Source organism: Collimonas humicola, from assembly GCF_018304945.1.
GTDB lineage: Bacteria > Pseudomonadota > Gammaproteobacteria > Burkholderiales > Burkholderiaceae_D > Collimonas > Collimonas humicola.
This window is the reverse complement of sequence record NZ_JAGQEE010000002.1, coordinates 63,493-86,334: the sequence shown is the minus strand read 5'-3', so window position 1 is coordinate 86,334 and position 22,842 is coordinate 63,493. Positions and strand designations below refer to the sequence as shown.

Sequence of the window (22,842 nt, the reverse complement as noted above, 5' to 3'; positions counted from 1 at the left end):
GTGGCGGTGGTGCCACGCAGCAGCGGCAGCGCAGGCTCAGCGGCGCGGCACAGGGAAGAAGGACAGCAGGATCTTGATCGCATACACCACGATCAGCGAGCCGGTGAGGTCGCCGATGGACATGACGATCAAGCCCGACCAGAAGTGATAGGAAATGCCGCGCATGACAAACCACATCAGCTGCAGCAGCGGATTGGTCAGGCCGTACAGCAGGATGCAGGCCAGCAGGCGCGTGGTGGTCAGGTTGGCGAGCGAGGGCTGCAAGCGCATTTCCTGCAAGGTGAAGCGATAGGCGAGATAGGGCGCCAGCGCCGAGATCGCGCTGTAGCCGATGGTGGTGACTGCATCGCCGGGAAAGATGGCATAGATGCTGGAGGTCAGCAGCGAGGCGATCAGGATGCCGAGTACTCCGGCCTCGGCAAACAGCAATGTGCAGATCAGCCTTATTCCCGCAGGCAGGTAGATCCAGGCGATCCCCTGGGTAAACTCGATGTGCTTGAACAGCCAGTCGTTGGTCATGTACACCAGCATGTAGGCCGCCACCGTGATGGCGACAGTCAGCAGGTGCAGACGGAATTTCTCGGCAGGGAGCGAAGTGGGGGACATAGCGCGCGTATATTACCGAACTATCCGCATATGTGTGGCGGGAGTGTGGCAAGATGCTTGCCGAGGTTGTAAATTGACGAGTATGATCGTTATTAAATCAACAGCGATAGTTTTTCGTTTTTCCTGCAGTTTATAAAATAGCCATGGACAAAAACAGCCGACCTGCAGATATCTATGTGCGCTTCCTGCAACTGGCGAACGCGCTGCGCGGCTTGCCGTCGTTGCCGTCGCTGGATCCGCTGGAAGACCGCATCCTGGCCTTTGTCGCCCGTGCGGGACAGGCGCGCGAACGGCTTTCTGTGCGCGACATGATGGCTCAGAGCGAACTCGGTTCGCCCGCCATGCTGCATGCGCGCCTGAAATCGATGCGCGAAAAGGGCTGGATAGTATTGTCGGATACCGACGATACGCGCCGCAAGCAGGTTGAGCTGAGCCAGGCGGCGTGGCTGCATTTTGACAAATTATCCAAGTGCCTGGTGCAAGCGACGCGGGACGCCAGCAAATAAGACCGGCTTTCCTGCCGCCACGGCAGCCGCTGAACTGAAGTACGCCGAGGGCATGCGCCTTCGGCGTATTTTTTTGCCTGCAGGATGTAACAAGCGCGTCACATTTTATTTTTATAATTTATCAACTCAGCAGCAACTCAGCATCAGCATCACTCACCTTCATCCTTGCGAGCATCATGGACGCCATTGAGCAACAGCAGCACCGTAAGCCATTTATCAATGCGTTCAGGCTCGCTTCAAGCATGGCCCTTGCTCTGCTGGCGGCGGCCTGCGGCGGCAGCGACAGCAACGTCGACGCCAGCGTCAAGGCAGCCTGGGTAACGGTCGGCGGCAACAACCAGGCTATCGTCAGGGTGATCACCAGCGACGCCGGCTGCCCCGATGTGCGCGATGGCGCCAGCTATAGGGCGATGACTGTGCGCGCCGCCGCCGCGACCGTGGCGCAGCGCCCCACCGCCAGCGCGGCTGCGGATTCCAAGCCTTCCGCTTTCCCGGTCACTGCCTGTGAATACCTGGTGCCGGCCGGCAGCAGCGGCGTCTCGGTCGGCTCCCGCAGTCTGCCGTTGCCGAAACAGGCGCCGCAGCGCATCGTGGTGCTGGCGGATACCGGCTGCCGCCTGAAAAAGGCTGACAACGCCTGGCAGGCCTGCGATGACGGCGACTCCTGGCCGTTTCCCGAAATCGCCAGCACTGCCGCCGCCATGAAACCTGATCTGGTGCTGCACATCGGCGATTATCATTATCGCGAAAACGCCTGTCCGGCGGATATCGCCGGTTGCAAGGACAGTCCCTGGGGCTATGGCTGGGATGCCTGGCAGGCGGACCTGTTCAAGCCGGCGGCGCCCTTGATGGCGGCGGCGCCGTGGGTCATGGTGCGCGGCAATCACGAGGAATGCGCGCGCGCCGGCCAGGGCTGGTTCCGTTTCCTCGATACGCAGGCGGCCGACCCCAAGCGTTCCTGCAACGATCCGGCCAATGATGCGGCCGGCAATCTGTCCGATCCGTATGCAGTGGCGGTCGGCGCCGACACTCAGGTGATTGTGTTCGATTCGGCCAAGGCGGGCAGGGCGGCGCTGGCGACCAGCGATCCGCAGTTCATCGCCTACCAGGCGCAATTCCAGGCGGTCAACCGGCTGGCGGCGAAGGCCGGCGTCAACAGCATTTTCACCAATCATCATCCGATCCTCGGTTTCGCACCGATAGCCGGCGCGCCGCCGGCCCCGGGCAATCAGGCGCTGCAATCGGTCATGCAAAGCGTCAACCCGACCGCGTTCTATCCAAGCGGCGTGAAGACGGCGATCCATGGCCACGTCCATGATTTCCAGGCGATCAACTTCTCTTCAGCGCATCCGGCCACTTTCGTCTCCGGCAATGGCGGCGATAACCTCGATGTGAATTTTGCCGATCCTTTCCCGGCCAACACCAATCCGGCTCCCGGCGCCGTCGTCGACAAGATTTCCCATACCAGCAGCTTCGGCTTCATGGTAATGGACCGCCAGGGCAATGGCGCGTGGGCATACAAGGCCTATACCCGCAAAGGCCTGCTGCTCACTACCTGCCTGCAAAACGGCAGCAACATCAGTTGCGACAAGACCGGTTATCTGGCGCCAAACTGATGTTGTTGGCGCGGCTGAAACGGCTCCTGCTGAGCGGCCTATTCCTCGCCGGCGCAGCGACGGCGGGCACGCCGCCGCTCTATCCCGAAATGCCGGCGCCGGCTGCCGCGCCTGCCGATTCCCCGGCGCTGGTTGCGTTGGGCCGCAAACTGTTTTTCGATACGCGCCTGTCGGAACCGCGCGGCACCAGCTGCGCCAGCTGCCACGCGCCGGCGCAGGCTTTTTCAGGCAATCACGGATCGCGCATCGGGGTTGCGCTCGGCAGCCGTCCAGCCAGCCTGGGTACGCGCAATACGCCTTCGGTGCTGTACCTGCGCTATACGCCGCCACGCTTTTTCTATCAGGACGATGATGCGCTGGCGCCGATTCCATTCGGCGGATTTTTCTGGGACGGGCGCGCCGATACCCTGGCGGAACAGGCGCAGGGTCCTTTGTTCAATCGTCTGGAAATGAATAACCGCAACCCGCGCCAGCTTGCGCGCAAACTGATGCAAGCTTATGCACCAGATATGCGAGCGCAGTTCGGCGCCGCGATATTCGAGCGGCCGGAGCAGGCCAGCCAGGCCGCGGGCCGGGCGCTGCAAGCATTTTTACGCAGCGACGAAATGACGCCGTTCAGCTCCAGGTACGACGACTATATCCGCGGCAGCGGAACATTGAATGAGGCCGAGCTGCGAGGGCTGCGTTTGTTCAAGGATCCTGACAAAGGCAACTGCATGTCCTGTCACAAGTTCAATGACAAATCCCGCAATCCGGCACGCTCGATGTTTACCGATTTCGGTTACGACGCGGCAGCCGTGCCGCGCAACCGCCGCATCGCCGAAAACCGCAATCCTGCATTCTACGATGTCGGCCTGTGCAAAACCGCGGCCGATCTGAAGTGGCCGGACAGCAGCCAATGGTGCGGCTATTTCAAGACGCCCAGCTTGCGCAATGTCGCCGTGCGCGAAAGCTATATGCACAACGGCGTGTTCACTTCACTGCGCGATGCCGTCGCCTTTTACGCGACGCGCGCCACCAGGCCGGGCGACTGGTACAAGACTGGCGTCAAGTTCGATGACGTACCGCCCGCCTATCGGGAAAATGTCAACGTCAACTCGGTGCCGTACAACCGGCGCGAAGGCAGCACGCCGGCCTTGAGCGACGGCGACGTGGACGATCTGGTGGCTTTTTTGAAAGCACTGACCGACGCGCAGTTTGTCAAGCCAGGCAGCTGATCGTGCTGGTCGTGGCAGTGGGCAAGCCTTAGTTTTTATTCAGGATGCTCAAGGCAACCGCTTCCGCCACCCGAATCCCATCAATCGCCGCCGACATGATGCCGCCGGCATAACCCGCGCCTTCGCCCGCCGGGAACAGGCCGGCGGTATTCAGGCTTTGCAGGCTGTCGTCATGGCGCTTGATGCGGATCGGCGATGAAGTGCGGGTTTCGACGCCGGTCAGCACCGCATCATTCATGGCGAAGCCACGGATCTGTTTATCGAAAGCCGGCAAGGCTTCGCGGATGGCGGCGATTGCGTAATCAGGCAGCGAAGTGCTCAGGTCGCCCAGCAGCACGCCGGGTTTGTAGGATGGAATCACCGAACCAAGCGTGGTCGAGGCACGGCCGGCGATAAAGTCGCCAACCAGCTGGCCCGGCGCATCGTAAGTGCCGCCGCCCAATTCAAAGGCGCGCGATTCCCATTGCTGCTGGAAGGCGATCCCGGCGAGCGGATGGCCAGGATAGTCGGCCGGCGTGATGCCGACCACGATGCCGCTGTTGGCGTTGCGCTCGTTGCGGGAATACTGGCTCATGCCGTTGGTCACCACACGTCCTGGTTCCGAGGTGGCCGCCACCACGGTGCCGCCCGGGCACATGCAGAAACTGTATACCGCGCGGCCATTCTCACAATGATGGACTAGCTTGTAATCGGCGGCGCCGAGAATCGGATGGCCGGCGCTCGGGCCGAAACGGCAGCGGTCGATCAGCGATTGCGGATGCTCGATGCGGAAGCCGAGCGAGAACGGCTTGGCTTCGATATATACGCCGCGGTTGTACAGCATCTGGAAGGTATCGCGCGCGCTGTGGCCGATCGCCAGCACCACGTGGTCTGCCACGATGGTCTCGCCGCCGGCCAGCACCACGGCCTGTACCTGGCCCTGGCCGTTTTCCGACTTGATGGCGATGTCTTCCACTTTTTGCTGGAAACGGAATTCACCGCCCAGCGCCTCGATGGTGGCGCGCATCTGTTCGACCATCTTGACCAGGCGGAAGGTGCCGATATGCGGCTTGCTGACGTACATGATTTCTTCCGGCGCGTCGGCCTTGACGAATTCGGTCAGCACCTTGCGGCCGTAATGCTTGGGATCCTTGATCTGGGTCCACAGCTTGCCATCGGAAAAGGTGCCGGCGCCGCCTTCGCCGAACTGCACATTGGATTCCGGCTGCAATTCGCGCTTGCGCCACAAGCCCCAGGTGTCCTTGGTGCGTTCGCGCACTGCCTTGCCGCGTTCCAGGATGATCGGATTGAAGCCCATCTGCGCCAGGATCAGTCCGGCAAACAGGCCGCAGGGCCCGGTGCCGATGACTACCGGCCGCGATTTCAGCTGGCCGGGGGCTTGCGCTACGAAGCGGTAGCTGGTGTCCGGCGTCGCCATCACGTTGCGATCGCCGGCGCGCCGTTTAAGGACGGAGCCCTCATCCCTGAGTTCGACATCCACCGTGTAAGTCAGGATCACCGCGGTTTTTTTGCGGGCATCGTAACTGCGCCGGAAAATTGTGTAACCGAGCATGTCCTCCGCGGCGATTCCCAGCCGCTCCAGGATCGCGGCATGCAGGGCGTCTTCAGGATGGTCCAGGGGTAGTTGTACTTCGTTCAATCGCAACATGGGTAATCCGGGAAGTCAGGTGGGGACAGGTCGCAAGCTTGGCCTGGCACGGCCAAGGCGCTATCCCGCACATATTTTTATAAAACGACAATGCCGTCTGGCAGGCCGTCATTTTACCTTAGGGGGCGGCGCTACGGCAGTCTGCGAGGTATTTCCACGCTTTCAAAGCGTGTATCTTTTGGAAACACAAAATTACAAGTAAGCCCGAGTTTATGACCTATATTTAATCGTCGTCCGACGTTTTCAAACAGATTAAGGAGGTCCTCGATGAAGATCAAATCGATATTATGCGTGAGCGTCCTGGCCCTGGGCGCCGGATTCATGGCGCCGATGACGCAGGCTCAGGCCCAGACGTATGTGAACGTCCGGATCGGACAACCGCCGCCGCCGCGCTATGAGGTGGTGCCCGCGCCGCGCCGCGGTTTTGTCTGGGCGCCGGGATACTGGCGCTGGAACGGCCGCCGTCACGAGTGGGTCGGCGGCAGCTGGATCAGGGCTCGGCCGGGCTATCGTTACGTGCCGCCAAGCTGGGTCAGGGGGCCGCGCGGCGATTGGCAGATGCGGCCATATCGCTGGGATCGCTAAGTTGCCGCAGGGGCGCCTCAGGGCGCCCTTTTGACGGCGCCTGCGACATTGCGGTGCTGTTTTTTTAGTAAAAACCGTGCCGGATCGAGCGCCGCTGCCAGGTCGGCCTCGATCGGCAAAGGCTCGCCTTCCAGCTGCGACGCCAGCAACTCTGCCGCCAGCGGCGCCCAGATCAATCCCCGCGACGCGTAGCCGAGCAGGCTGTACAGGCCGGGAAAGCGCGGCAGGTCCTTCAGTTTCGCTTCGCGCACGCTGCATGGTCCGCTGTTGTCCGGCACAGCCCCGACCAGGGGCAGGCGGTCGCTGGCGACACAGCGGAAGCCGACCCGTCCGGCTAGCGGCAATTGGCCGGTGAACCAGCCCGGCAGCATGTTGGCCAGTCGCGCCAGATTGCCGTCCTGGCTGTCTTGCCGCAATGCCTGGCCGTTATCGTCGTCGTAAGAAGCGCCGACGCTGCAGATATTTCCGCTGGGCGGGGTCAAGTAGGCTTCGCCGCAAATGACCGGCGCGATGGATGGCGCCAGGCTGGCGTCGACATGGGTGATCTGCCCGCGTATGGCGGCAAGGGGCAAGTCTTCTGCTTGCGGGAAACCGAGCGCGTCGCAGCCGTTGGCCAGTATCAGTATGGGCGCGCGGGCAATTTCGATGCCGCCTTCAGCACGCACTACCCAGCGTTGCCGCTCATACTCAAATTTTTCGACCCGCTGTCCGAAAATAGTGTGCAGGCTGGCGCCGCAGTCGTCCAGCATGGCCCGGCACAAGCTGCGCGGCTGTACCCAGCCGCCGGCCGGGAAGTGCCAGGCGCCATTGCTGACCGCAGTGCCGGCCAGGCGGGTGGCCGCGGCCTGATCCAGCCATTCCGCAAAATCGCCAGGATAGCGCCAGTGGCTTGCCAGCTGCTGCTGGGCGCCGGCGTGCCGGGCATCGCGGGCGATTTGCAGTACGCCGCAGGCGGCGCCGGTGAAGGCATCGCCGATGCCGCCCAGCTGGCGCCAGACGTGCCGGGCGAACAGGTAGGCGCTGCGGCTGAGGCGCGAGCTTGGGTTGTCGTCGCGCGAGAGCAGGGGCATGAAAATGCCGGCGGCGTTGCCCGAGGCTTCCTGCGCTATTTCGGCATGGCGTTCGATCAGGGTGACGCTCCAGCCGCGCCGCGCCAGCCGCTGGCAGGCGGCGCTGCCGGCCAGTCCGGCGCCGATCACGATGGCATGGCGTTCTGTCACAGGCGGCGTGTTTGCGAACGGCGTCCTGGGCGTAAAGCGCGGTGCAAATTGCGCGCGCAAGGCGTCTTCCTCAAAGACGAATCCCGCTTGCTGCAGCGCCGTCCGTTGCGCTTCAAACGGTACGGCGCCAGGGCCGGAAATGGCGAGGCTGGCTTGCCTGGCAGCCAGTCTGCCCAGCGTGTTGAGCATGGGCAGCGGCCATTCCAGCCAGCCATGCCCGCGCAAGTGGAAGGCATCGACGCTGGCCGCTATCTGCCGCAGGCAGGCGGCGCTATCGCCGAACATCAGCGTCAGCACCAGCTGGCCATCTTGCAGGAAGATCCGGTGAAATCCCGGGACGGCCGGCGGCCATGCGGCGCAAAGCTCGGCCGCCAGAGCCTGCCGCTGCGGCGCTTGTTCCAGCGTCCGGCGCAAGGTGTGCAGGGCAGTCATGGCTGGCACCAGCGCCAGGTAATGCAGCTGCCGGGGACGGTCGGCATCGTCGCGCCAGGCTAGCCAGGTCGCAAAAAACTGTGCGCCGTCGCCAAAATCGCTGTCCAGCAGCACGTAGCGATCCCGCCCTTGCCAGCGGCTGGGATCTGTCGGCAATGCTGAGGCTGGGCGATTGAGAAGCAAGATGGCAAGAAATTGGTGGTCAATGAGCGATTATATGCAGTATCGAGCGCGCGGCGGTGATGGTAAAGCTGGCGCTTGATCTATATCAAAGCGCTTGCAGGCCCGGCCCGCTACGCTGTGGCGATGGATACAGCCAATCGCCGGAGCCGGTACATGTTAACTTCCCAAAAGACGATAGCCGCCGCGGCGCCGCTGGCTGCGCTGGCGTTTGAACCTGCATTGCTAAGCAGGATGAACCAGCTCGGACCGCGTTACACCTCCTATCCGACGGCAGACAGGTTCTCCGCCGAATTCGACGCCGAGGCCTATCATCAGGCAGTCTCGGAGCGGCATGCGATGGGCGCGCGGCACGCCTTGTCGCTGTACCTGCATATTCCGTTTTGCGGCACGGTTTGCTACTACTGCGCCTGCAATAAAGTGGTGAGCAAAAACCTGAGCAAGGCCGCACTCTACCTGACTTATCTGAAACGCGAGATTTCGATGCAGGCCGCCTTGTTTGACGGCATGAACCAGGTAGAGCAGCTGCATTTCGGCGGCGGCACTCCAACCTATCTCAGCGACCGCCAGATGAGCGAACTGATGGCGCACCTGCAGCGGCATTTCCAGTTCGCGCCCGACCAGCTGGGCGAGTATTCGATAGAAGTCGATCCGCGAACCGTCACGCCGAAGCGTATCGTCACGCTGCGCCGTCAGGGCTTCAACCGGCTCAGCCTGGGGGTGCAGGATTTCGACCCGGCGGTGCAGAAGGCGGTGAACCGGATACAGGCTGAAGAAGACACGCTGCGCATCATCGATGCGGCGCGTTTTGCCGGCTTTCGCTCAGTCGGCATCGATCTGATCTATGGCCTGCCCAAGCAGAGCCTGGCATCCATCGGGCAAACGCTGGACAAGGTGATTGCGGCGTCGCCGGACCGCATCGCTATCTACAATTATGCCCACATGCCTCACCTGTTCAAGCCGCAAAGGCGGATCGCCGGCAGCGACCTGCCGACGCCGGCGGAGAAAATCGACATGCTGTTCCTGTGCATCCAGCGCCTGACCGAAGCCGGCTATGCGCATATCGGCATGGATCACTTCGCCAGGCTGGACGACGATCTGGCGATTGCGCAGCGGCAGGGGCGCTTGCACCGCAATTTCCAAGGCTATTCGACCCATGCCGAGTCTGATCTGGTGGCATGCGGCGTATCGGCGATCAGCGCCGTCGGCGCCAGCTACAGCCAGAATGAAAAGACGCTGGAAGCCTACTACCTGCGGCTCGACCGGCAGGAACTGCCGATCGCGCGCGGCATCAGGCTGAACCTGGATGATTTGCTGCGGCGCTTGATCATCCAGCACCTGATGTGCCATTTCGAACTGTCGCTGGCGTCGATCGAGATCGCGCATCCGGTCCGGTTTGCCGAATATTTCGCCGCCGAGCTGGTTCAGTTGCGGCAGCTGGAAGCCGACGGCTTGCTGACCCTCGATGATGAATGGATCAGCGTGACCACGAAAGGGCGTTTGCTGATCCGTAATATCTGCATGGTGTTCGACCGTTATCTGGATCCGCGCAGAACGCCGTTGCGCTATTCAAGAACCATCTGATGCCAAGCCTTCAGCAGGCTCCTGCGCCAGTCGCCAGCGCTTTCAGCATCGGCAAATCGGTCAGTTCGATTTCCCTGTTGCTGACTTTCAGCAGGCCATCCTTCTTGAGCTTGGACAGCAGGCGGCTGATGCTTTCGATCGTCAGGCCGAGATAGTTGCCGATGTCTTCGCGCGTCATGCGCAGCTGGAAGCTGGTCGGCGAATAGCCGCGCGCCGCATAGCGCGCCGACAGGTTGACCAGGAAGGCTGCAAAGCGTTGCTCCGCGCGCATATTGCCGAGCAACAGGATGACGCTTTGCTCGCGCGTGATTTCCTTGCTCATGATGCGATGAAAATGCCGCAGCAGGGTAGGAATCTCGCCGAACAGCTCTTCCAGCCGCGCGAACGGAATTTCGCAGACTTCACTATCTTCCAAGGCCACCGCGTCGCATTGATGGGTATCGGTGCTGATCGCATCCATGCCGAGCAGTTCGCCGGTCATCTGAAAGCCGGTGATCTGCCGCGCGCCGTCGGGATTGGTTTGCGAGGTCTTGAACTGGCCGACCCGCACCGCATACAGGGAAACGAACTTGTCGCCGATGCGGTATAGGCTGGCCTCGCGCGATACGCGGCGGCGGCCGATAATGCCGTCCAGCTTTTGCATCTCGGGCTCATCGAGCCCCATCGGCAGGCACAGCTGATGCATGCTGCAAGACGAGCAGCTGGTGCGCAGGGCGCGGACATCCAGCAGCGGCGCTGCACGGAGTGGGACATGGTTCATGGCGGGATCCGATGGAGGGCGTGGCGTTGCAACTTGCCAATATCCCTCATTCTAACGCCATGTACCCTGCTACGGCTGCAATCCTGCTGCAATTGCGCGCCGCTCAATTGGCGAAGGCGGCGGCGCTGGTGGGCATGCCGGAAAAATCGGTCCAGCAATGACGCCGGAAATCGTACAGCTTGCAGCGCCGCGCGGTATCAAAGTACCAGCGCCAGGAGAATTTCTGGATCACGATGCGCAAGGGCAGCATGGTTTCGAGAATCTGCTGCGCTTCCTGCAGGCGATACAACGGGATGCTCATGTCGACATGGTGCGCGGTATGTTCCATGATGTGATGCAAGAGCGCGCCGATGCGGTAGCGGAACGTCAGGTGCACGGTGGTGGAGACGAATGGCTGCGCTGCCGCCCACACGGTTTTCTGGTCATACCAGGCGACCCCGGTGTGGGTGTGATGCACGTACACGACAAAACCGATCATCGCATTCCAGAACAGCAAAGGCAGCACAAAGCCGGCCAGCACGGTCAGCCACAGCGGCTGCGCGGTCGCCAGCGCAGCTGCGGCCAGCAGCGAAATCCAGAGCAGCGCCGCCGCCGTAACCAGGATGCCGTCCCAGACGAATGCCGGGCGCCGGGTCGGCATGGTGCGGCGGCTTGGAAAGTACATGCGCTGCCACCACATTTCCACCAGATAGTAGAGCCAGGGCGCCCAGCCGCTGCGGTAGACGCGTTCCAGCCACTGGCGCCGGCGCGGCAGCGCCTGGAATTCCTCCAGCGACAGCGGATGCCAGACAAAGTCGAAGCCCTTCAGGTTGGTATAGCCGTGATGTACTACGTTATGGCCCACATCCCACAGGCTGTAAGGCGTCAGCGAAGGCAGGAACAGCAGGCGGCCGAGCCAGCGGTTGAGGCGCCGGTGCGATGTAAAGCTTTGATGGCAGGCGTCGTGGCCGAGTATGAACAAGCGGCCGATGATGAAGCCGGCGACTGCGCCGAGCAGCAATTTCGCGGCGGCATTGCGCAGCCAGACTGTAGCCAGGATGGCCGCTGAAAACAGGAACAGGTCAAGCAGCACCAGCGCCAGCGCACGGCCGGTGTCACGCTGCGCAACCGGCAGCAGCCAGGAGCGGATCACTTTTCGGTGCGGCATGGCTGCCGACGGTGATACCGGCTCCGGCAAGTGAGAGGAATTCATGTGGCAAACCTTTGAGATAGAGATAACGCCGGCTGATCTTAGAAGACTTGAAGCAGCCTGGCGTTGATTTCGATCAAAGATTATGCAGATTGCAGGGTGAGCGCCGCCGGACTTCAGTAAATCCGCTTCACCGTATAGCCGCGCTGCTGCAGGATCGCCAGCACGCTGTTCGGCCCGACCAGGTGCAGCATGCCGATGGCGATGAAGGGATCGGTTGCCGACGCAGTCAGTTTTACGATGCCGTCCGCCAATCCGGGATTCCTGCCGTCGAGCAGGGAGCGTTGCATGAATTTGCTGGCAAAGCTGTCTTCGGCATTCATTTCCGCCAGCATCGCGGCCAGGCCGTCGAGATCGCCGTTGCGCCACAGATTGACGAGGTCCAGGGAGCGCCGCGCCTTGGCCGGATCCTGTATCTCATCGACGCTATCCTGCAGGAACTGGACTTGTTCGACGAGCGGCAGGTTGCCCAGCAACGCTAGCTGCGCATCGGCGGTTTCCAGCTCGACCAGGCGCTTGTTGCTGCTTTTCGCCAGGCTGGCGAGTGTGCCGTCGACCCCGTATTGCGACAGATAGCCCTGGCTGGCGTATTCGCTGATGCCGAGCATGGTCGCGATCAGCCATGGTTTCAGGCTGGCTATCTGCTCCGGCGCCATATTGTATTTATCCAGCAGCGCGGCCAGTTGTTTTTGCAGCTTCGGCGGCAAGTCTTTCTGGTGCGGTTTGCCATCCAGGTAGAAGCCGTATTTTTTCATCAGCGGAATCATGGCCTGGGTATTGCCAGGATCGATTTCCAGCGCAAGACAGCATGATTGTTGCAGGGCTTGCAATACTTTTGCATCCATCGGATAGAAATCGGCCTTGCCGACGTGGATGGTGCCGAATACATAGGCGCTGCGGCCGTCGCGCTGTATCTGGAACATGGCGCCGCCCTGGCGGAGCGTGGCAGACGGTTGCAGGGAAGCGCCGGCGAGGACATCCTGGGCGAACAGCGGCGGCGCGCTCGCCAGCAAAGCTCCCAGGCCCAGGGGCAGCATCAGGCGGCGCAGGCGGTTCCCTTGCAAGGGCTGCAGCAGCTGCGCGAGTAATGTCACTATAATCTGACGAAACACATGTTCCCCTTTGGTTAACGATTTCAACGATTTTAATTCCGGATAAATCACCGGCGCACATCATGGTAATGGATACACGCAGGAAAAAGCCAAGGGAGAAAAATAATACGGCGCTCTGGCTGTTCGACCTGGACAATACCCTGCACAATGCTTCGCATGCGATTTTCCCGGCGATCCACGTCAATATGAACGCCTTCATGGCGCGCACCCTGGGCCGCAACGGCGTCGATGCCGACGTCGCCACCGTCAACGCCGTCCGCGAAAACTACTGGCGGCGCTATGGCGCAACCTTGCTGGGCATGGTAAAACACCATCAGGTGCGGCCCGAGGATTTTCTGCGCGAAGCCCATCGCTTCGACGATCTGCTGGGGATGATCAGGGCCGAGCGCGGCCTGATCAATTTGCTCAAGCGGCTGCCGGGCCGCAAGATCCTGCTGACCAATGCGCCGCTGGGCTATTCCGGCGACGTCATGCGCCACCTGCGCCTGCAGCGTCAATTCGGCAAGCATCTTTCGATCGAATCGATGCATGTGCACCGCCAGTTGCGGCCCAAACCGTCGCGCCTCCTGTTGCGGCAGCTGATGGCGCGCGAGAAGATGCCGGCGCGGCGCTGCATCCTGGTGGAGGATACCGTCGCCAATCTCAGGGCCGCCAAGCGGGTCGGCATGCGCACTGCATGGGTGACGCAGTACCTGAAGGACCAGTCAAATACGATAAAGCGCCCCAATTGCGTCGATGTCAAAGTAAAATCCGTCCGTCAGCTGAGCAAGAATCTGCACCGCTTGCGTTGAAGCCCCGATAGCGGCTGGATGCCGGCTTCAACCCTGCGCGCCGGTTCAGCCTCAGTTTTCCTTATCTCCATCATTACTAAAATAAAAAACCATGGCTACTACCAAACCAGGCGAGCGTAAACTACAAATCCTTCAGACCCTGGCGGTCATGCTGGAACAACCCAAAGGGGAAAAGATCACCACGGCCGCGCTGGCCGCCAGGATAGCGGTATCCGAGGCGGCCCTGTACCGGCATTTCGCCAGCAAGGCGCAAATGTTCGAAGGCCTGATCGAATTTATCGAGACCACCGTCTTCGGCCTGGTCAACCAGATTACCGGACAGCAGGAAAAGGGATTGCACCAGGCGCAGGCGATTACCTTGATGCTGCTGAATTTTGCCGAGCGCAATCCGGGCATGACCAGGGTCATGATCGGCGACGCGCTGGTGAATGAGGACGAGCGCCTGCAGCTGCGCATGAACCAGTTCGTCGACCGTATCGAACTGGCGCTGAAGCAGGCGCTGCGCACCGCTGCCGCGCAAGGCGAGGCAAACGAGGCGGAAACCGCGATGCGCGCCAATATCCTGACCAGTTTCGTGCTGGGCCGCTGGCAGCGTTTTGCCAAGAGCCGTTTCCAGCACAAGCCAGGCGCTGACGCCGCCCAGCAGGTCGCGCTGATGCTGGTTTGATTTTTTTGCTACCATCGCTGGCGCGGTGGTACTGTCTAAGTCGGCAGACCCTGGCGCCGCCCGCCAGGGCAGGCCGCACGCCGTACAACTCAATGGAGCAGATCAGATGAAAAAAGCATGGTTGGGGACCACCGTTTCCGCAGCATTGGCAATCACCCTGGCCGCGGGCAGCGGCGGCGCATTTGCCCAGATCAAGGTCGGCGTGAGCGTCTCCGCCACCGGTCCGGCGGCGTCGCTGGGCATTCCGGAGAAGAATACGTTCGCCTTGCTGCCCAAGGAAATCGCCGGCCAGAAGGTGCAGTACATCGTACTGGACGACGCCACCGACAGCACCACTGCGGTAAAAAATGCGCGCAAGCTGGTCAGCGAAGAAAAGGTCGACCTGCTGATAGGCTCGACCGCCGTGCCCGGTTCGCTGGCGATGAGCGATGTCGCCGCCGAATCCGGCACGCCGATGATTTCGATGGCGGCCTCCGCTTCGCTGATCGAACCGGTCGACGCCAAGCGCCGCTGGATTTTCAAGACGCCGCAGAATGATTCGCACATGGCGACCGCGATCATCGCCCACATGGCCGATGCCGGCGTCAAGAGCGTGGCCTTCATCGGCTTTTCGGATGCCTACGGCGAAGGCTGGTACCGCGAATTTTCCAAGCTGGCCGAACTGCGCAAGATCAAGATCGTCGCCAACGAGCGTTTCGCCCGTCCCGATACGTCGGTCACCGGCCAGGTCTTGAAAATCGTCAGCGCCAATCCGGACGCCGTGCTGATCGCCGGCGCCGGCACGCCTGCCGCCTTGCCGCAAAAAACCTTGAAAGAACGCGGCTACAAAGGCAAGATCTACCAGACCCATGGCGTCGCCAACAATGACTTCCTGCGCGTCTGCGGCAAGGATTGCGAAGGCACTTTCCTGCCGGCCGGACCCTTGCTGGTGGCGGAACAGCTGCCCGGCAGCAATCCAGTCAAGAAGTCGGCCATGGCCTACCGCAGCGCCTATGAAAAGGCCTATGGCGCCGGCAGCATTTCCACCTTCGGCGGCCATGCCTGGGATGCCGGCATGCTGCTGGGCGCGGCCGCGCCCGAAGCGCTCAAGAAAGCCCAGCCCGGCAGCAAGGAATTCCGCGCCGCGCTGCGCGACGGCATCGAAGCCATCAAGAACCTGCCGGTCTCGCAGGGCATCGTCAACATGAGCCCGACCGACCACGTCGGCTTCGACCAGCGCGCCCGCGTGATGGTGGAAATCGTCAACGGCAAATGGAAACTGCTGGGCGCCTCGCAATAACGCCGTATAGAAAAAAGCATGGATCTCTCAATCGCCGCCATCCTGGCTCAGGATGGCATCACCAGCGGCGCGGTATATGCGCTGCTGGCCCTGGCGCTGGTGCTGGTGTTTTCAGTTACCCGCGTCATCTTTATCCCGCAGGGCGAGTTCGTGGCTTTCGGCGCCTTGACGCTGGCAGCCATCCAGGCCGATAAATTTCCTTTGTCGGCGACCCTGCTGGTGGCGCTTGGCGTATTGAGCTTCGTGCAGGAAGCGGCGATGCTGCTGATCGGCCGCAATGGCGAAAGCGGTGCAGCGCTGGTCCGCCGCATCGGCCTGGCTTTGCTGAAATTCGTCCTGCTGCCTTTGGCGGTCTATGGCGTCGCCCGCCAGTACGGCCATGCGGCACTGGCCATGCCCTTGCAGGTCTTGCTGACGCTGGCGATCGTGGTGCCGATGGGGCCGATGGTCTATCGGCTGGCGTTCCAGCCCCTGGCGGAAGCCAGCACCCTGGTGCTGCTGATCGTCTCGGTGGCGGTGCACTATGCCTTGATCGGTATCGGCTTGCTGATGTTCGGCGCCGAAGGGTCGCGCACCACTTCGTTTTCCGATGCGCGTTTCGAGATCGGCAGCTTGACTGTTTCCGGTCAGAGTTGCGTGATCATTCTCGTCTCGCTGCTGCTGATCATTGCGCTCTATCTTTACTTCGAGCGTACTTTGTCCGGCAAGGCGCTGCGCGCGACCGCCGTCAACCGCCTCGGCGCACGCCTGGTCGGCATCGGCACCACGCAGGCGGGGCGGCTGGCGTTTACGCTGGCAGCTGCGCTGGGCGCCTTGTGCGGCATCCTGATCGCGCCGCTGACCACCATCTATTACGACAGCGGCTTTCTTATCGGCCTGAAAGGTTTCGTCGGCGCCATCATCGGCGGCCTGGGCAGCTATCCGATTGCCGCCGCCGGCGCTTTGCTGGTGGGTTTGCTGGAATCGTATTCATCGTTCTGGGCCAGCGCCTTCAAGGAAGTGATCGTGTTTACGCTGATTATCCCGGTGCTGCTGTGGCGTTCGCTGACCAGCAAGCAGATCGACGAGGGGGATCAGTGATGCCTCGCTTCTCTCTCGTGAAACTGCCGTTCATCGCGTTCGTGGCGATCCTGCTGTTGCTGCCGATATTGCCGACGCCGGAGTTCTGGATCACGCTGGCCAACTACATCGGCCTGTATGCCATCGTGGCGCTGGGCCTGGTGCTGCTGACCGGCATCGGCGGCCTGACCTCCTTCGGCCAGGCCGCTTTTGTCGGCCTTGGCGCTTATTCCACCGCCTACCTCAGCACGCAGTTCGGGCTGTCGCCGTGGATCGGCCTGCTGGCCGGCCTGGGCGTGACGACGCTGGCGGCCCTGGCGATCGGCGGTATTACCATGCGCTTGTCCGGACACTACCTGCCGCTGGGGACGATTGCCTGGGCGCTGTCGCTGTATTTTTTGTTCGGCAATCTGGAGTTCCTGGGCAAGTACGACGGCTTGAACGGCATCCCCGCCGTCAAGCTGTTCGGCATCGAGCTCGACAACGGCCGCAAGATGTTTTACCTGATCTGGGCGATCCTGCTGCTGGCGCTCGCGGGCTTGCAAAACCTCTTGAACTCGCGCTCCGGCCGCGCCATCCGGGCGCTCAACGGCGGCGGCGTGATGGCGGAAGCGATGGGCGTCAATACCGCCTGGATCAAGGTGCTGATCTTTGTGCTGGCGGCTTTGCTGGCCAGCGTCTCTGGCTGGCTGTATGCGCATTTGCAGCGCTCGGTGAGCCCGACCCCGTTCGGCCTGAATGCCGGCATCGAATACCTGTTCATGGCGGTGGTCGGCGGCGCGGGCCATATGTGGGGTGCGATCCTGGGATCGGCCTTGCTGACGGTGCTGAAGGACCAGCTGCAATCGTGGTTGCCGAAACTGCTGGGCGCCAACGGCAATTTCGAGACTATCGTCTTCGGCATCCTGATGGTGTTGCTGCTGCAGCGCGCGCGTGACGGCCTGTGGCCGTACCTGCGCAAGCTGGTTCCTGCCGGCGTGACGGCAAGAGCGCCTGAATCGGCGACTGCGTTGCCGGCAAGAGACAAGCCTGCCGATGCCGGCGTGGTGCTCGAGATCGAGCGCGCGCGCAAGGAATTCGGCGGACTGGTGGCGGTGAACGACATGAGCTTCAGCGTCGGCGCGGGACAAATCGTCGGCCTGATCGGTCCCAACGGCGCCGGCAAATCGACCATGTTCAACCTGGTGACGGGGGTCTTGCCTTTGACCGGCGGCGTGATCAGGTTCCGCACGCAGCAGGGCTTACAGCCGATCTCGGGTTTGCCTTCGCGCCGGATCGTCGCGCGCGGGATTGCCCGTACTTTCCAGCACGTGCGCCTGATGGGCAGCATGTCGGTGCTGGAGAACGTGGCGATAGGCGCGCACCTGCGCGGCAGGCACAAGGATGTCAGCGGCATTGCCGCCAGCCTGCTGCGGCTGAACCGGACGGAAGAACAGACCCTGCTGTTTGAGGCCAGGACACAGCTTGAGCGCGTCGGTCTCGGGCATTTGCTGTATGAAGAGGCCGGCAGCCTGGCGCTGGGCCAGCAGCGGATCCTGGAAATCGCCCGCGCCTTGTGCTGCGATCCTACTCTGCTGTTGCTGGACGAGCCGGCTGCAGGCTTGCGTTATCAGGAAAAACTGGCGCTCGCCGATTTGCTGCGTAAGCTGAGGGCCGAAGGGATGAGCATTCTGCTGGTGGAACACGATATGGATTTTGTCATGAACCTGACCGACCGGCTGGTGGTGATGGAATTCGGCAGCAAGATTGCCGAAGGCTTGCCGGTCGAGATCCAGCAAGACCCGGCCGTGCTGGAAGCTTATCTGGGAGGCATCGATGAGTAACGCGCTCGCCAATCCGGTGCTGGAAGTGAGCGACCTGCATGTCGCCTATGGCAAGGTGGAAGCCTTGCATGGCGCGAGCCTGCAGGTCGGCGCCGGCCAGATCGTGACGGTGATCGGCCCCAACGGCGCCGGCAAGTCGACCATGCTCAACGCGACCGCCGGCGCCATGCCGGCCAACGGCAGCATGCGCGGTACGGTGCGTTTGCTGGGCCAGGATACCGCCGGCGTGGCGATCGAAACACGGGTCGCGCGCGGCATGTGCCTGGTGCCGGAAAAGCGCGAGCTGTTTGCCAGCATGACGGTGCAGGACAATCTGCTGCTCGGCGGCTATCGACGCTATAAGGCAGGGGAGAGCGGTTACGCCGATCAGATGGCGGTGGTGTACGAACTGTTCCCGCGCTTGCAGGAAAGACGCAAGCAGCAGGCCGGCAGCCTGTCCGGCGGCGAACGGCAAATGCTGGCGCTGGGACGCGCCCTGATGGCGAAGCCGCAATTGCTGCTGCTCGATGAACCCAGCCTCGGCCTGGCGCCGCTGATCGTGAAAGAGATCTTTCACATCATCGTGCGCCTCAAGCAGACCGGCGTGGCGATCCTTCTGGTCGAGCAAAATGCCCGCGCAGCCTTGCAGGCGGCCGATTACGCCTATGTGCTGGAAACCGGCGACATGGCCATGCAAGGGCCGGCGGCGGAGCTGGCGCATGATCCCAAGGTCATCGATACCTATCTGGGACTGGCGAAGAAAACCGGCTGATGCCGCGCGCCGGATTAGGCCGGCTTGTGCAGCGCCACAAATTCTGTGATAAATTTCTGGCTCGGTTAAGCGATTGACCGAGACGTTCTCAGGGCGGGGCGAGATTCCCCACCGGCGGTAATTGCGTGCAATGCGCATAGCCCGCGAGCGCTTGTTGCCGCAGTTTCAGTGGGCTGCCATAGTCCGCTGGCGACAAGGTCAGCAGACCCGGTTGGATTCCGGGGCCGACGGTATAGTCCGGATAAAGAGAGAACAGGTTGCACCGTGCTGTCAGCATTGAAAAGGATCTTGCTGCCTGTCGCCCAGGCGACGGCAGCGCTATTGCCATTGGCACGATCTTTGGCGTGGTCTTTATCGGCGCCTGACAAGTGCGCGCTTCCTTTCGATCCAACGCGCCCTGTTTTTATCATTTAAACAGGAGAGTCTTCAAATGCAACAGCAACACACCAAAACCCCCGGCACAGCCGACGAACGCATCGCTTTCATCCAGGCCTGCTGGCACCGCGAGATTGTCGATCAATGCCGCATCGCCTTCATTGCGGAAATCGCCAAAGCCGGCTACAGCGAGCAAGACATCGATTTCTTCGAAGTCGCCGGCGCCTTTGAAATCCCCTTGCATGCCAAGCTGCTGGCCAATAGCGGCCGCTACGCGGCAGTCGTGGCCACCGCGCTGGTGGTCGACGGCGGCATCTATCGCCATGAATTCGTCGCCCACGCGGTGATCGACGGGCTGATGCGGGTGCAGCTGGAAACCGGCGTGCCGGTGTTGTCGGCAGTGCTGACGCCGCACCATTTCCACGGCGGCGAAGAACATCGCAAGTATTTCTTCGAGCATTTCCTGGTGAAGGGGGCGGAAGCGGCGCGCGCCTGCGCCGACACCATCCAGAAGCTGCGCACGCTGAAGGCCATGCAGGCGCCCGGCGCAGTGCGTGCCTTGCATAGCGCTTAAAGGCGGCTCCGCTGTCGCCTGCCGTTGTCTCGGCCGGCGACAGCGCCCATCAATACCCGATCAGATGTTGTCTTCGACCAGCGGCGTGGTGGAGCCCCTGGCGAGCGTCATGCGGGTACGCTTCAGCAAGGGTTGCGCCGGCGCGCTGCCGTCGCCGGCCAGCGGCTTGACCTTGTTGAACACCACGACCATGCTGTCGTTGGTGATGGTGGCCGTGGCGTAGCCCTGGGCATCGTGATCGACATAGGCAAAGTCGGGATTGAAGTGTTTCAGCAGGCCGTCGAAAGTCTGCGGCGTCTGTACTAGTTCGCCGAGCAGGGGATTGACGACAGCGGCCCCGGACTTGATGTAGTTGTAGAAGGACTGGCTGCTGATGCCGGCCGTCAGGAAATCGACCAGCACCGGCGGACTGCTCAGGTCGCCGGGATTGGCGCGCACCACGCCGCACTGGAAAGCATGCAGGTCGCCGGTGATGGCCACCACGTTCTGGATGTTTTGCGTATGCAGGTAAGACAGCAGTTCCGCCTTGTGGCTGGGGAAGCCGTCCCATGAGTCGCAATTGATCACGTACAGCTGGTTGTAAGGCGGCGGAATGCCCAGCGCCGGCGGCGTCAGGTCGGCCCACATGCGGCTCAGCATGATTTCATTGCCCCATACCTTCCAGGTCGCATCCGAATTTTTCAGGGTGTCTTTCCACCATTGCGTTTGCGTCGGCCCGAGTATCGACGGCGCGCGTCCCAGCCTGGCGCTTTCCTGCGCTTCCATCTGCAGCAGGAGCGGCTGCGGCACAAAGTAGCGCGAACCTATCGAATCGTCGCCGTTGACCGGGTCATGGCCCAGCTGCTGCGCCACCGATTGTTCGCTGACGATGTGATCGTCGCGGTACAGGCGCTCGTCGGTCATCACCAGGTGCACCAGCTTGCCGAAGCGGAAATCGCGATAGATGCGGATGTTCTGGTAGCTGCTGTTGTTGAGGTCGAAGGAGAGGTCGCCGAAATCGATAGGCGTATATTCCGCCCAGGCCTGGGTGGCGCTGCGACGGCGCGCGGTCTGCTGCTTGTTTTCATTGGTGTAGACCTGATGGTCTTGCCAGCAATCGTCGGAGAATTCGTGATCGTCCCAGATCGCGATGACCGGGAATTTATGGTGGATGCTCTGCAGGCGCGCATCGGTCTTGTAGGTGCGGTACAGGGTGCGATAGTCGCTGAGCGTATTGGCGTAGATGCCGCCGCCCGGATGCGCCAGGCCGTCCGGCAACTTGATCGTGCCGTGCGCCGCTTCCGCGCCGCCGGCCTGGAACGAGGCGCCCACGGTTTCATAGATGTAGTCGCCGACGTGCACCACGAAATCCAGGCTTTCCTGCGCCAGCAAGGACATTGCCTGCCAGTGGTTGACCGACCAGTCCTGGCAGGTGACCCAGGCAAAGCGCACCTGGCTGTTGCTGCTGGTGGCAAGCGGCGCGGTCTTGGTCTGGGCAGTGACGCTGACGTCGCTGCCGGCGGCAAACCGGTAGTAATACACGGTGTCGGGAGTGAGTTGGGTGACTTTGGCGCGCACGGTGAAATCGTAGTCGGCGCTGGCGCTCAGCTTGACTTGCGCCGTGAAGGTCGAGAAATCCGGGCTGGCGGAGACATCCAGGCGGACATCGATGGCGTCGGCAATGACGCTGTTGTTGCGCACCACCCGTCCCCAGAATACGATGCTGCTGTCCTTCGGATCGCCGGAGGCAATCCCTTGCGGAAAGGCGAACATTCCGGGACTGCCGCCGCCGATATCGGCGCTGCCGCCGCAAGCGCTGAGTATTCCCGATGTTGCTGCTACTACCGTAAAGAATGCCGAACCCTGCAAAAACTGTCTGCGCTTCATTGCTTTGTCTCCCGCTTATAGTTATGTGATGTTTATCGCAGCATTTGATGGCACGATAACAAGACGTAATTTAAAGCAGCGGAGTGAATTGCAGGAAGGAAAAATCGGCAATCCGAGGGTTGTTACTAATCATCAATCCAGCAATTGCGTCAACGCCGGTTCGCGGGCAATTCCCTGCAATGCGCGCTCAGGGATGTTGCGCGCCGCAAACCGGGCAGCCGGCATCGCGGGCGACGCCGATGCGGGTCCATTCCATGCCGCGCGCATCCAGCATCAGCAGGACGCCTGCGAGGGAGGCGCCGATGCCGGCGATCAGCTTGAGCGCTTCGGCCGCCTGCATGCTGCCGATGATGCCGACCAACGGTGCAAACACGCCCATGGTGGAGCAGGCCACTTCTTCAAATTCGCGGTCCGGCGGAAACAGGCAGGCGTAGCAGGGCGATGTCTCGGAGCGCGGATCGAAGACGCTGATCTGGCCGTCGAACTGGATCGCCGCGCCAGACACCAGCGGTACTTTCAGTGCGACGCAGGCGCGGTTGATGGCTTGGCGGGTGGCGAAGTTGTCGCTGCAGTCGATCACCACATCGGCATCGGCTATCAGCTGCTGCAGGCGCGCCTGGTCCGCGCGCTCCGGCAGGGCGATGATGTCGATTTCCGGATTGATCTGCGCCATGGCGGTCTTGCCGGAGCTGACCTTGGCCTGGCCGACGCGGTCGCTGGTGTGCAGGATCTGCCGCTGCAGGTTGGTGAGGTCGACCGTGTCGTTATCGACCAGCGTAATGCGGCCGACGCCGGCCGACGCCAGGTACATCGCCACTGGCGAGCCGAGGCCGCCGGCGCCGACGATGAGCGCATGCGCCGCCAGGAATTTCTCCTGGCCGGCGATATCGATATCGTCCAGCAGGATATGGCGCGAATAGCGGAGTAGTTGCTGGTCGTTCATAAGAAGCTGTCAAATGGATAAGTTGTGCCGCCATAGCGGCCGGGCGCTGCAGGTATAAA

The 22,842-nt window shown here is 61.9% G+C and carries 20 protein-coding genes and 1 riboswitch; of the genes, 12 read left to right on the top strand and 8 right to left on the bottom strand.

Features of this window, described 5'->3' with window-relative positions:
- Positions 1 to 36: 36 nt before the first annotated feature.
- A complete protein-coding gene (locus KHU30_RS09115) occupies positions 37 to 606 on the bottom strand; it encodes a hypothetical protein (protein ID WP_211442355.1) in 570 nt (189 codons plus the stop codon).
- A gap of 143 nt (positions 607 to 749) precedes the next feature.
- Between KHU30_RS09115 and KHU30_RS09110 the strand changes: the two genes are divergently transcribed.
- From KHU30_RS09110 to KHU30_RS09100, 3 genes are all read left to right on the top strand, one after another.
- On the top strand, positions 750 to 1,112 hold the full coding sequence (locus KHU30_RS09110; RefSeq protein WP_211442354.1) for a winged helix-turn-helix domain-containing protein: 363 nt from the start codon (positions 750 to 752) through the stop codon (positions 1,110 to 1,112).
- A 242-nt stretch (positions 1,113 to 1,354) separates the two neighbouring features.
- A complete protein-coding gene (locus tag KHU30_RS09105) occupies positions 1,355 to 2,728 on the top strand; it encodes a metallophosphoesterase family protein (RefSeq protein ID WP_211442353.1) in 1,374 nt (457 codons plus the stop codon).
- The gene (locus KHU30_RS09100) at positions 2,728 to 3,945 is read left to right on the top strand and encodes a cytochrome-c peroxidase (protein ID WP_211442352.1); all 1,218 of its coding nucleotides are present in this window, start codon (positions 2,728 to 2,730) and stop codon (positions 3,943 to 3,945) included. Before KHU30_RS09105 ends, KHU30_RS09100 begins: the two co-directional genes overlap by 1 nt.
- A 28-nt stretch (positions 3,946 to 3,973) precedes the next feature.
- Here the strand turns inward: KHU30_RS09100 and KHU30_RS09095 are convergent, their stop codons facing one another.
- A complete protein-coding gene (locus KHU30_RS09095; protein ID WP_211442351.1) occupies positions 3,974 to 5,593 on the bottom strand; it encodes an NAD(P)/FAD-dependent oxidoreductase in 1,620 nt (539 codons plus the stop codon).
- A 267-nt stretch (positions 5,594 to 5,860) separates the two neighbouring features.
- Between KHU30_RS09095 and KHU30_RS09090 the strand changes: the two genes are divergently transcribed.
- A complete protein-coding gene (locus tag KHU30_RS09090; RefSeq protein WP_211442350.1) occupies positions 5,861 to 6,178 on the top strand; it encodes a YXWGXW repeat-containing protein in 318 nt (105 codons plus the stop codon).
- A 17-nt stretch (positions 6,179 to 6,195) separates the two neighbouring features.
- Here the strand turns inward: KHU30_RS09090 and mnmC are convergent, their stop codons facing one another.
- Positions 6,196 to 7,986, bottom strand: coding sequence for an FAD-dependent 5-carboxymethylaminomethyl-2-thiouridine(34) oxidoreductase MnmC (gene mnmC, locus KHU30_RS09085; protein WP_211442349.1), 1,791 nt, complete (start codon positions 7,984 to 7,986; stop codon positions 6,196 to 6,198).
- A 180-nt stretch (positions 7,987 to 8,166) separates the two neighbouring features.
- Between mnmC and hemN the strand changes: the two genes are divergently transcribed.
- On the top strand, positions 8,167 to 9,594 hold the full coding sequence (gene hemN, locus KHU30_RS09080; RefSeq protein WP_211442348.1) for an oxygen-independent coproporphyrinogen III oxidase: 1,428 nt from the start codon (positions 8,167 to 8,169) through the stop codon (positions 9,592 to 9,594).
- A 10-nt stretch (positions 9,595 to 9,604) separates the two neighbouring features.
- Here the strand turns inward: hemN and fnr are convergent, their stop codons facing one another.
- The 3 genes from fnr to KHU30_RS09065 form a co-directional block, all read right to left on the bottom strand.
- On the bottom strand, positions 9,605 to 10,354 hold the full coding sequence (gene fnr / locus KHU30_RS09075) for a fumarate/nitrate reduction transcriptional regulator Fnr (RefSeq protein ID WP_211442347.1): 750 nt from the start codon (positions 10,352 to 10,354) through the stop codon (positions 9,605 to 9,607).
- A 103-nt stretch (positions 10,355 to 10,457) separates the two neighbouring features.
- Positions 10,458 to 11,546 (bottom strand): fatty acid desaturase, encoded by a 1,089-nt coding sequence (locus KHU30_RS09070; protein WP_230427298.1) that lies wholly within the window; start codon positions 11,544 to 11,546, stop codon positions 10,458 to 10,460.
- A 113-nt stretch (positions 11,547 to 11,659) separates the two neighbouring features.
- Positions 11,660 to 12,637 (bottom strand): TraB/GumN family protein, encoded by a 978-nt coding sequence (locus tag KHU30_RS09065; protein WP_211442346.1) that lies wholly within the window; start codon positions 12,635 to 12,637, stop codon positions 11,660 to 11,662.
- Between the two features lie 80 nt (positions 12,638 to 12,717).
- Here KHU30_RS09065 and KHU30_RS09060 point away from each other — a divergent pair, with 80 nt between their 5' ends.
- From KHU30_RS09060 to KHU30_RS09030, 7 genes are all read left to right on the top strand, one after another.
- Positions 12,718 to 13,446, top strand: a complete 729-nt coding sequence (locus KHU30_RS09060) for an HAD-IA family hydrolase (protein ID WP_230411135.1) — start codon at positions 12,718 to 12,720, stop codon at positions 13,444 to 13,446.
- 91 nt (positions 13,447 to 13,537) lie between these two features.
- The gene (gene slmA, locus KHU30_RS09055) at positions 13,538 to 14,113 is read left to right on the top strand and encodes a nucleoid occlusion factor SlmA (RefSeq protein ID WP_211442345.1); all 576 of its coding nucleotides are present in this window, start codon (positions 13,538 to 13,540) and stop codon (positions 14,111 to 14,113) included.
- A 106-nt stretch (positions 14,114 to 14,219) separates the two neighbouring features.
- On the top strand, positions 14,220 to 15,392 hold the full coding sequence (locus KHU30_RS09050) for an ABC transporter substrate-binding protein (RefSeq protein WP_211442344.1): 1,173 nt from the start codon (positions 14,220 to 14,222) through the stop codon (positions 15,390 to 15,392).
- Positions 15,393 to 15,410: 18 nt separating this feature from the next.
- Positions 15,411 to 16,472: a branched-chain amino acid ABC transporter permease gene (locus tag KHU30_RS09045; protein WP_211442343.1), complete on the top strand. Its 1,062-nt coding sequence runs from the start codon at positions 15,411 to 15,413 to the stop codon at positions 16,470 to 16,472.
- Complete coding sequence (locus tag KHU30_RS09040) at positions 16,472 to 18,274, top strand: branched-chain amino acid ABC transporter ATP-binding protein/permease (RefSeq protein WP_211442342.1); 1,803 nt, start codon at positions 16,472 to 16,474, stop codon at positions 18,272 to 18,274. The genes KHU30_RS09045 and KHU30_RS09040 overlap by 1 nt, the downstream gene beginning before the upstream one ends.
- Positions 18,267 to 19,025, top strand: a complete 759-nt coding sequence (locus KHU30_RS09035; protein ID WP_211442341.1) for an ABC transporter ATP-binding protein — start codon at positions 18,267 to 18,269, stop codon at positions 19,023 to 19,025. The genes KHU30_RS09040 and KHU30_RS09035 overlap by 8 nt, the downstream gene beginning before the upstream one ends.
- An 80-nt stretch (positions 19,026 to 19,105) precedes the next feature.
- Positions 19,106 to 19,283, top strand: a riboswitch (FMN riboswitch).
- 172 nt (positions 19,284 to 19,455) lie between these two features.
- Positions 19,456 to 19,974, top strand: a complete 519-nt coding sequence (locus tag KHU30_RS09030; RefSeq protein ID WP_211442340.1) for a 6,7-dimethyl-8-ribityllumazine synthase — start codon at positions 19,456 to 19,458, stop codon at positions 19,972 to 19,974.
- A gap of 60 nt (positions 19,975 to 20,034) precedes the next feature.
- Here the strand turns inward: KHU30_RS09030 and KHU30_RS09025 are convergent, their stop codons facing one another.
- On the bottom strand, positions 20,035 to 21,840 hold the full coding sequence (locus KHU30_RS09025) for an alkaline phosphatase D family protein (protein WP_211442339.1): 1,806 nt from the start codon (positions 21,838 to 21,840) through the stop codon (positions 20,035 to 20,037).
- Between the two features lie 187 nt (positions 21,841 to 22,027).
- Positions 22,028 to 22,783 (bottom strand): HesA/MoeB/ThiF family protein, encoded by a 756-nt coding sequence (locus KHU30_RS09020; protein WP_211442338.1) that lies wholly within the window; start codon positions 22,781 to 22,783, stop codon positions 22,028 to 22,030.
- Between the last annotated feature and the right edge of the window lie 59 nt (positions 22,784 to 22,842).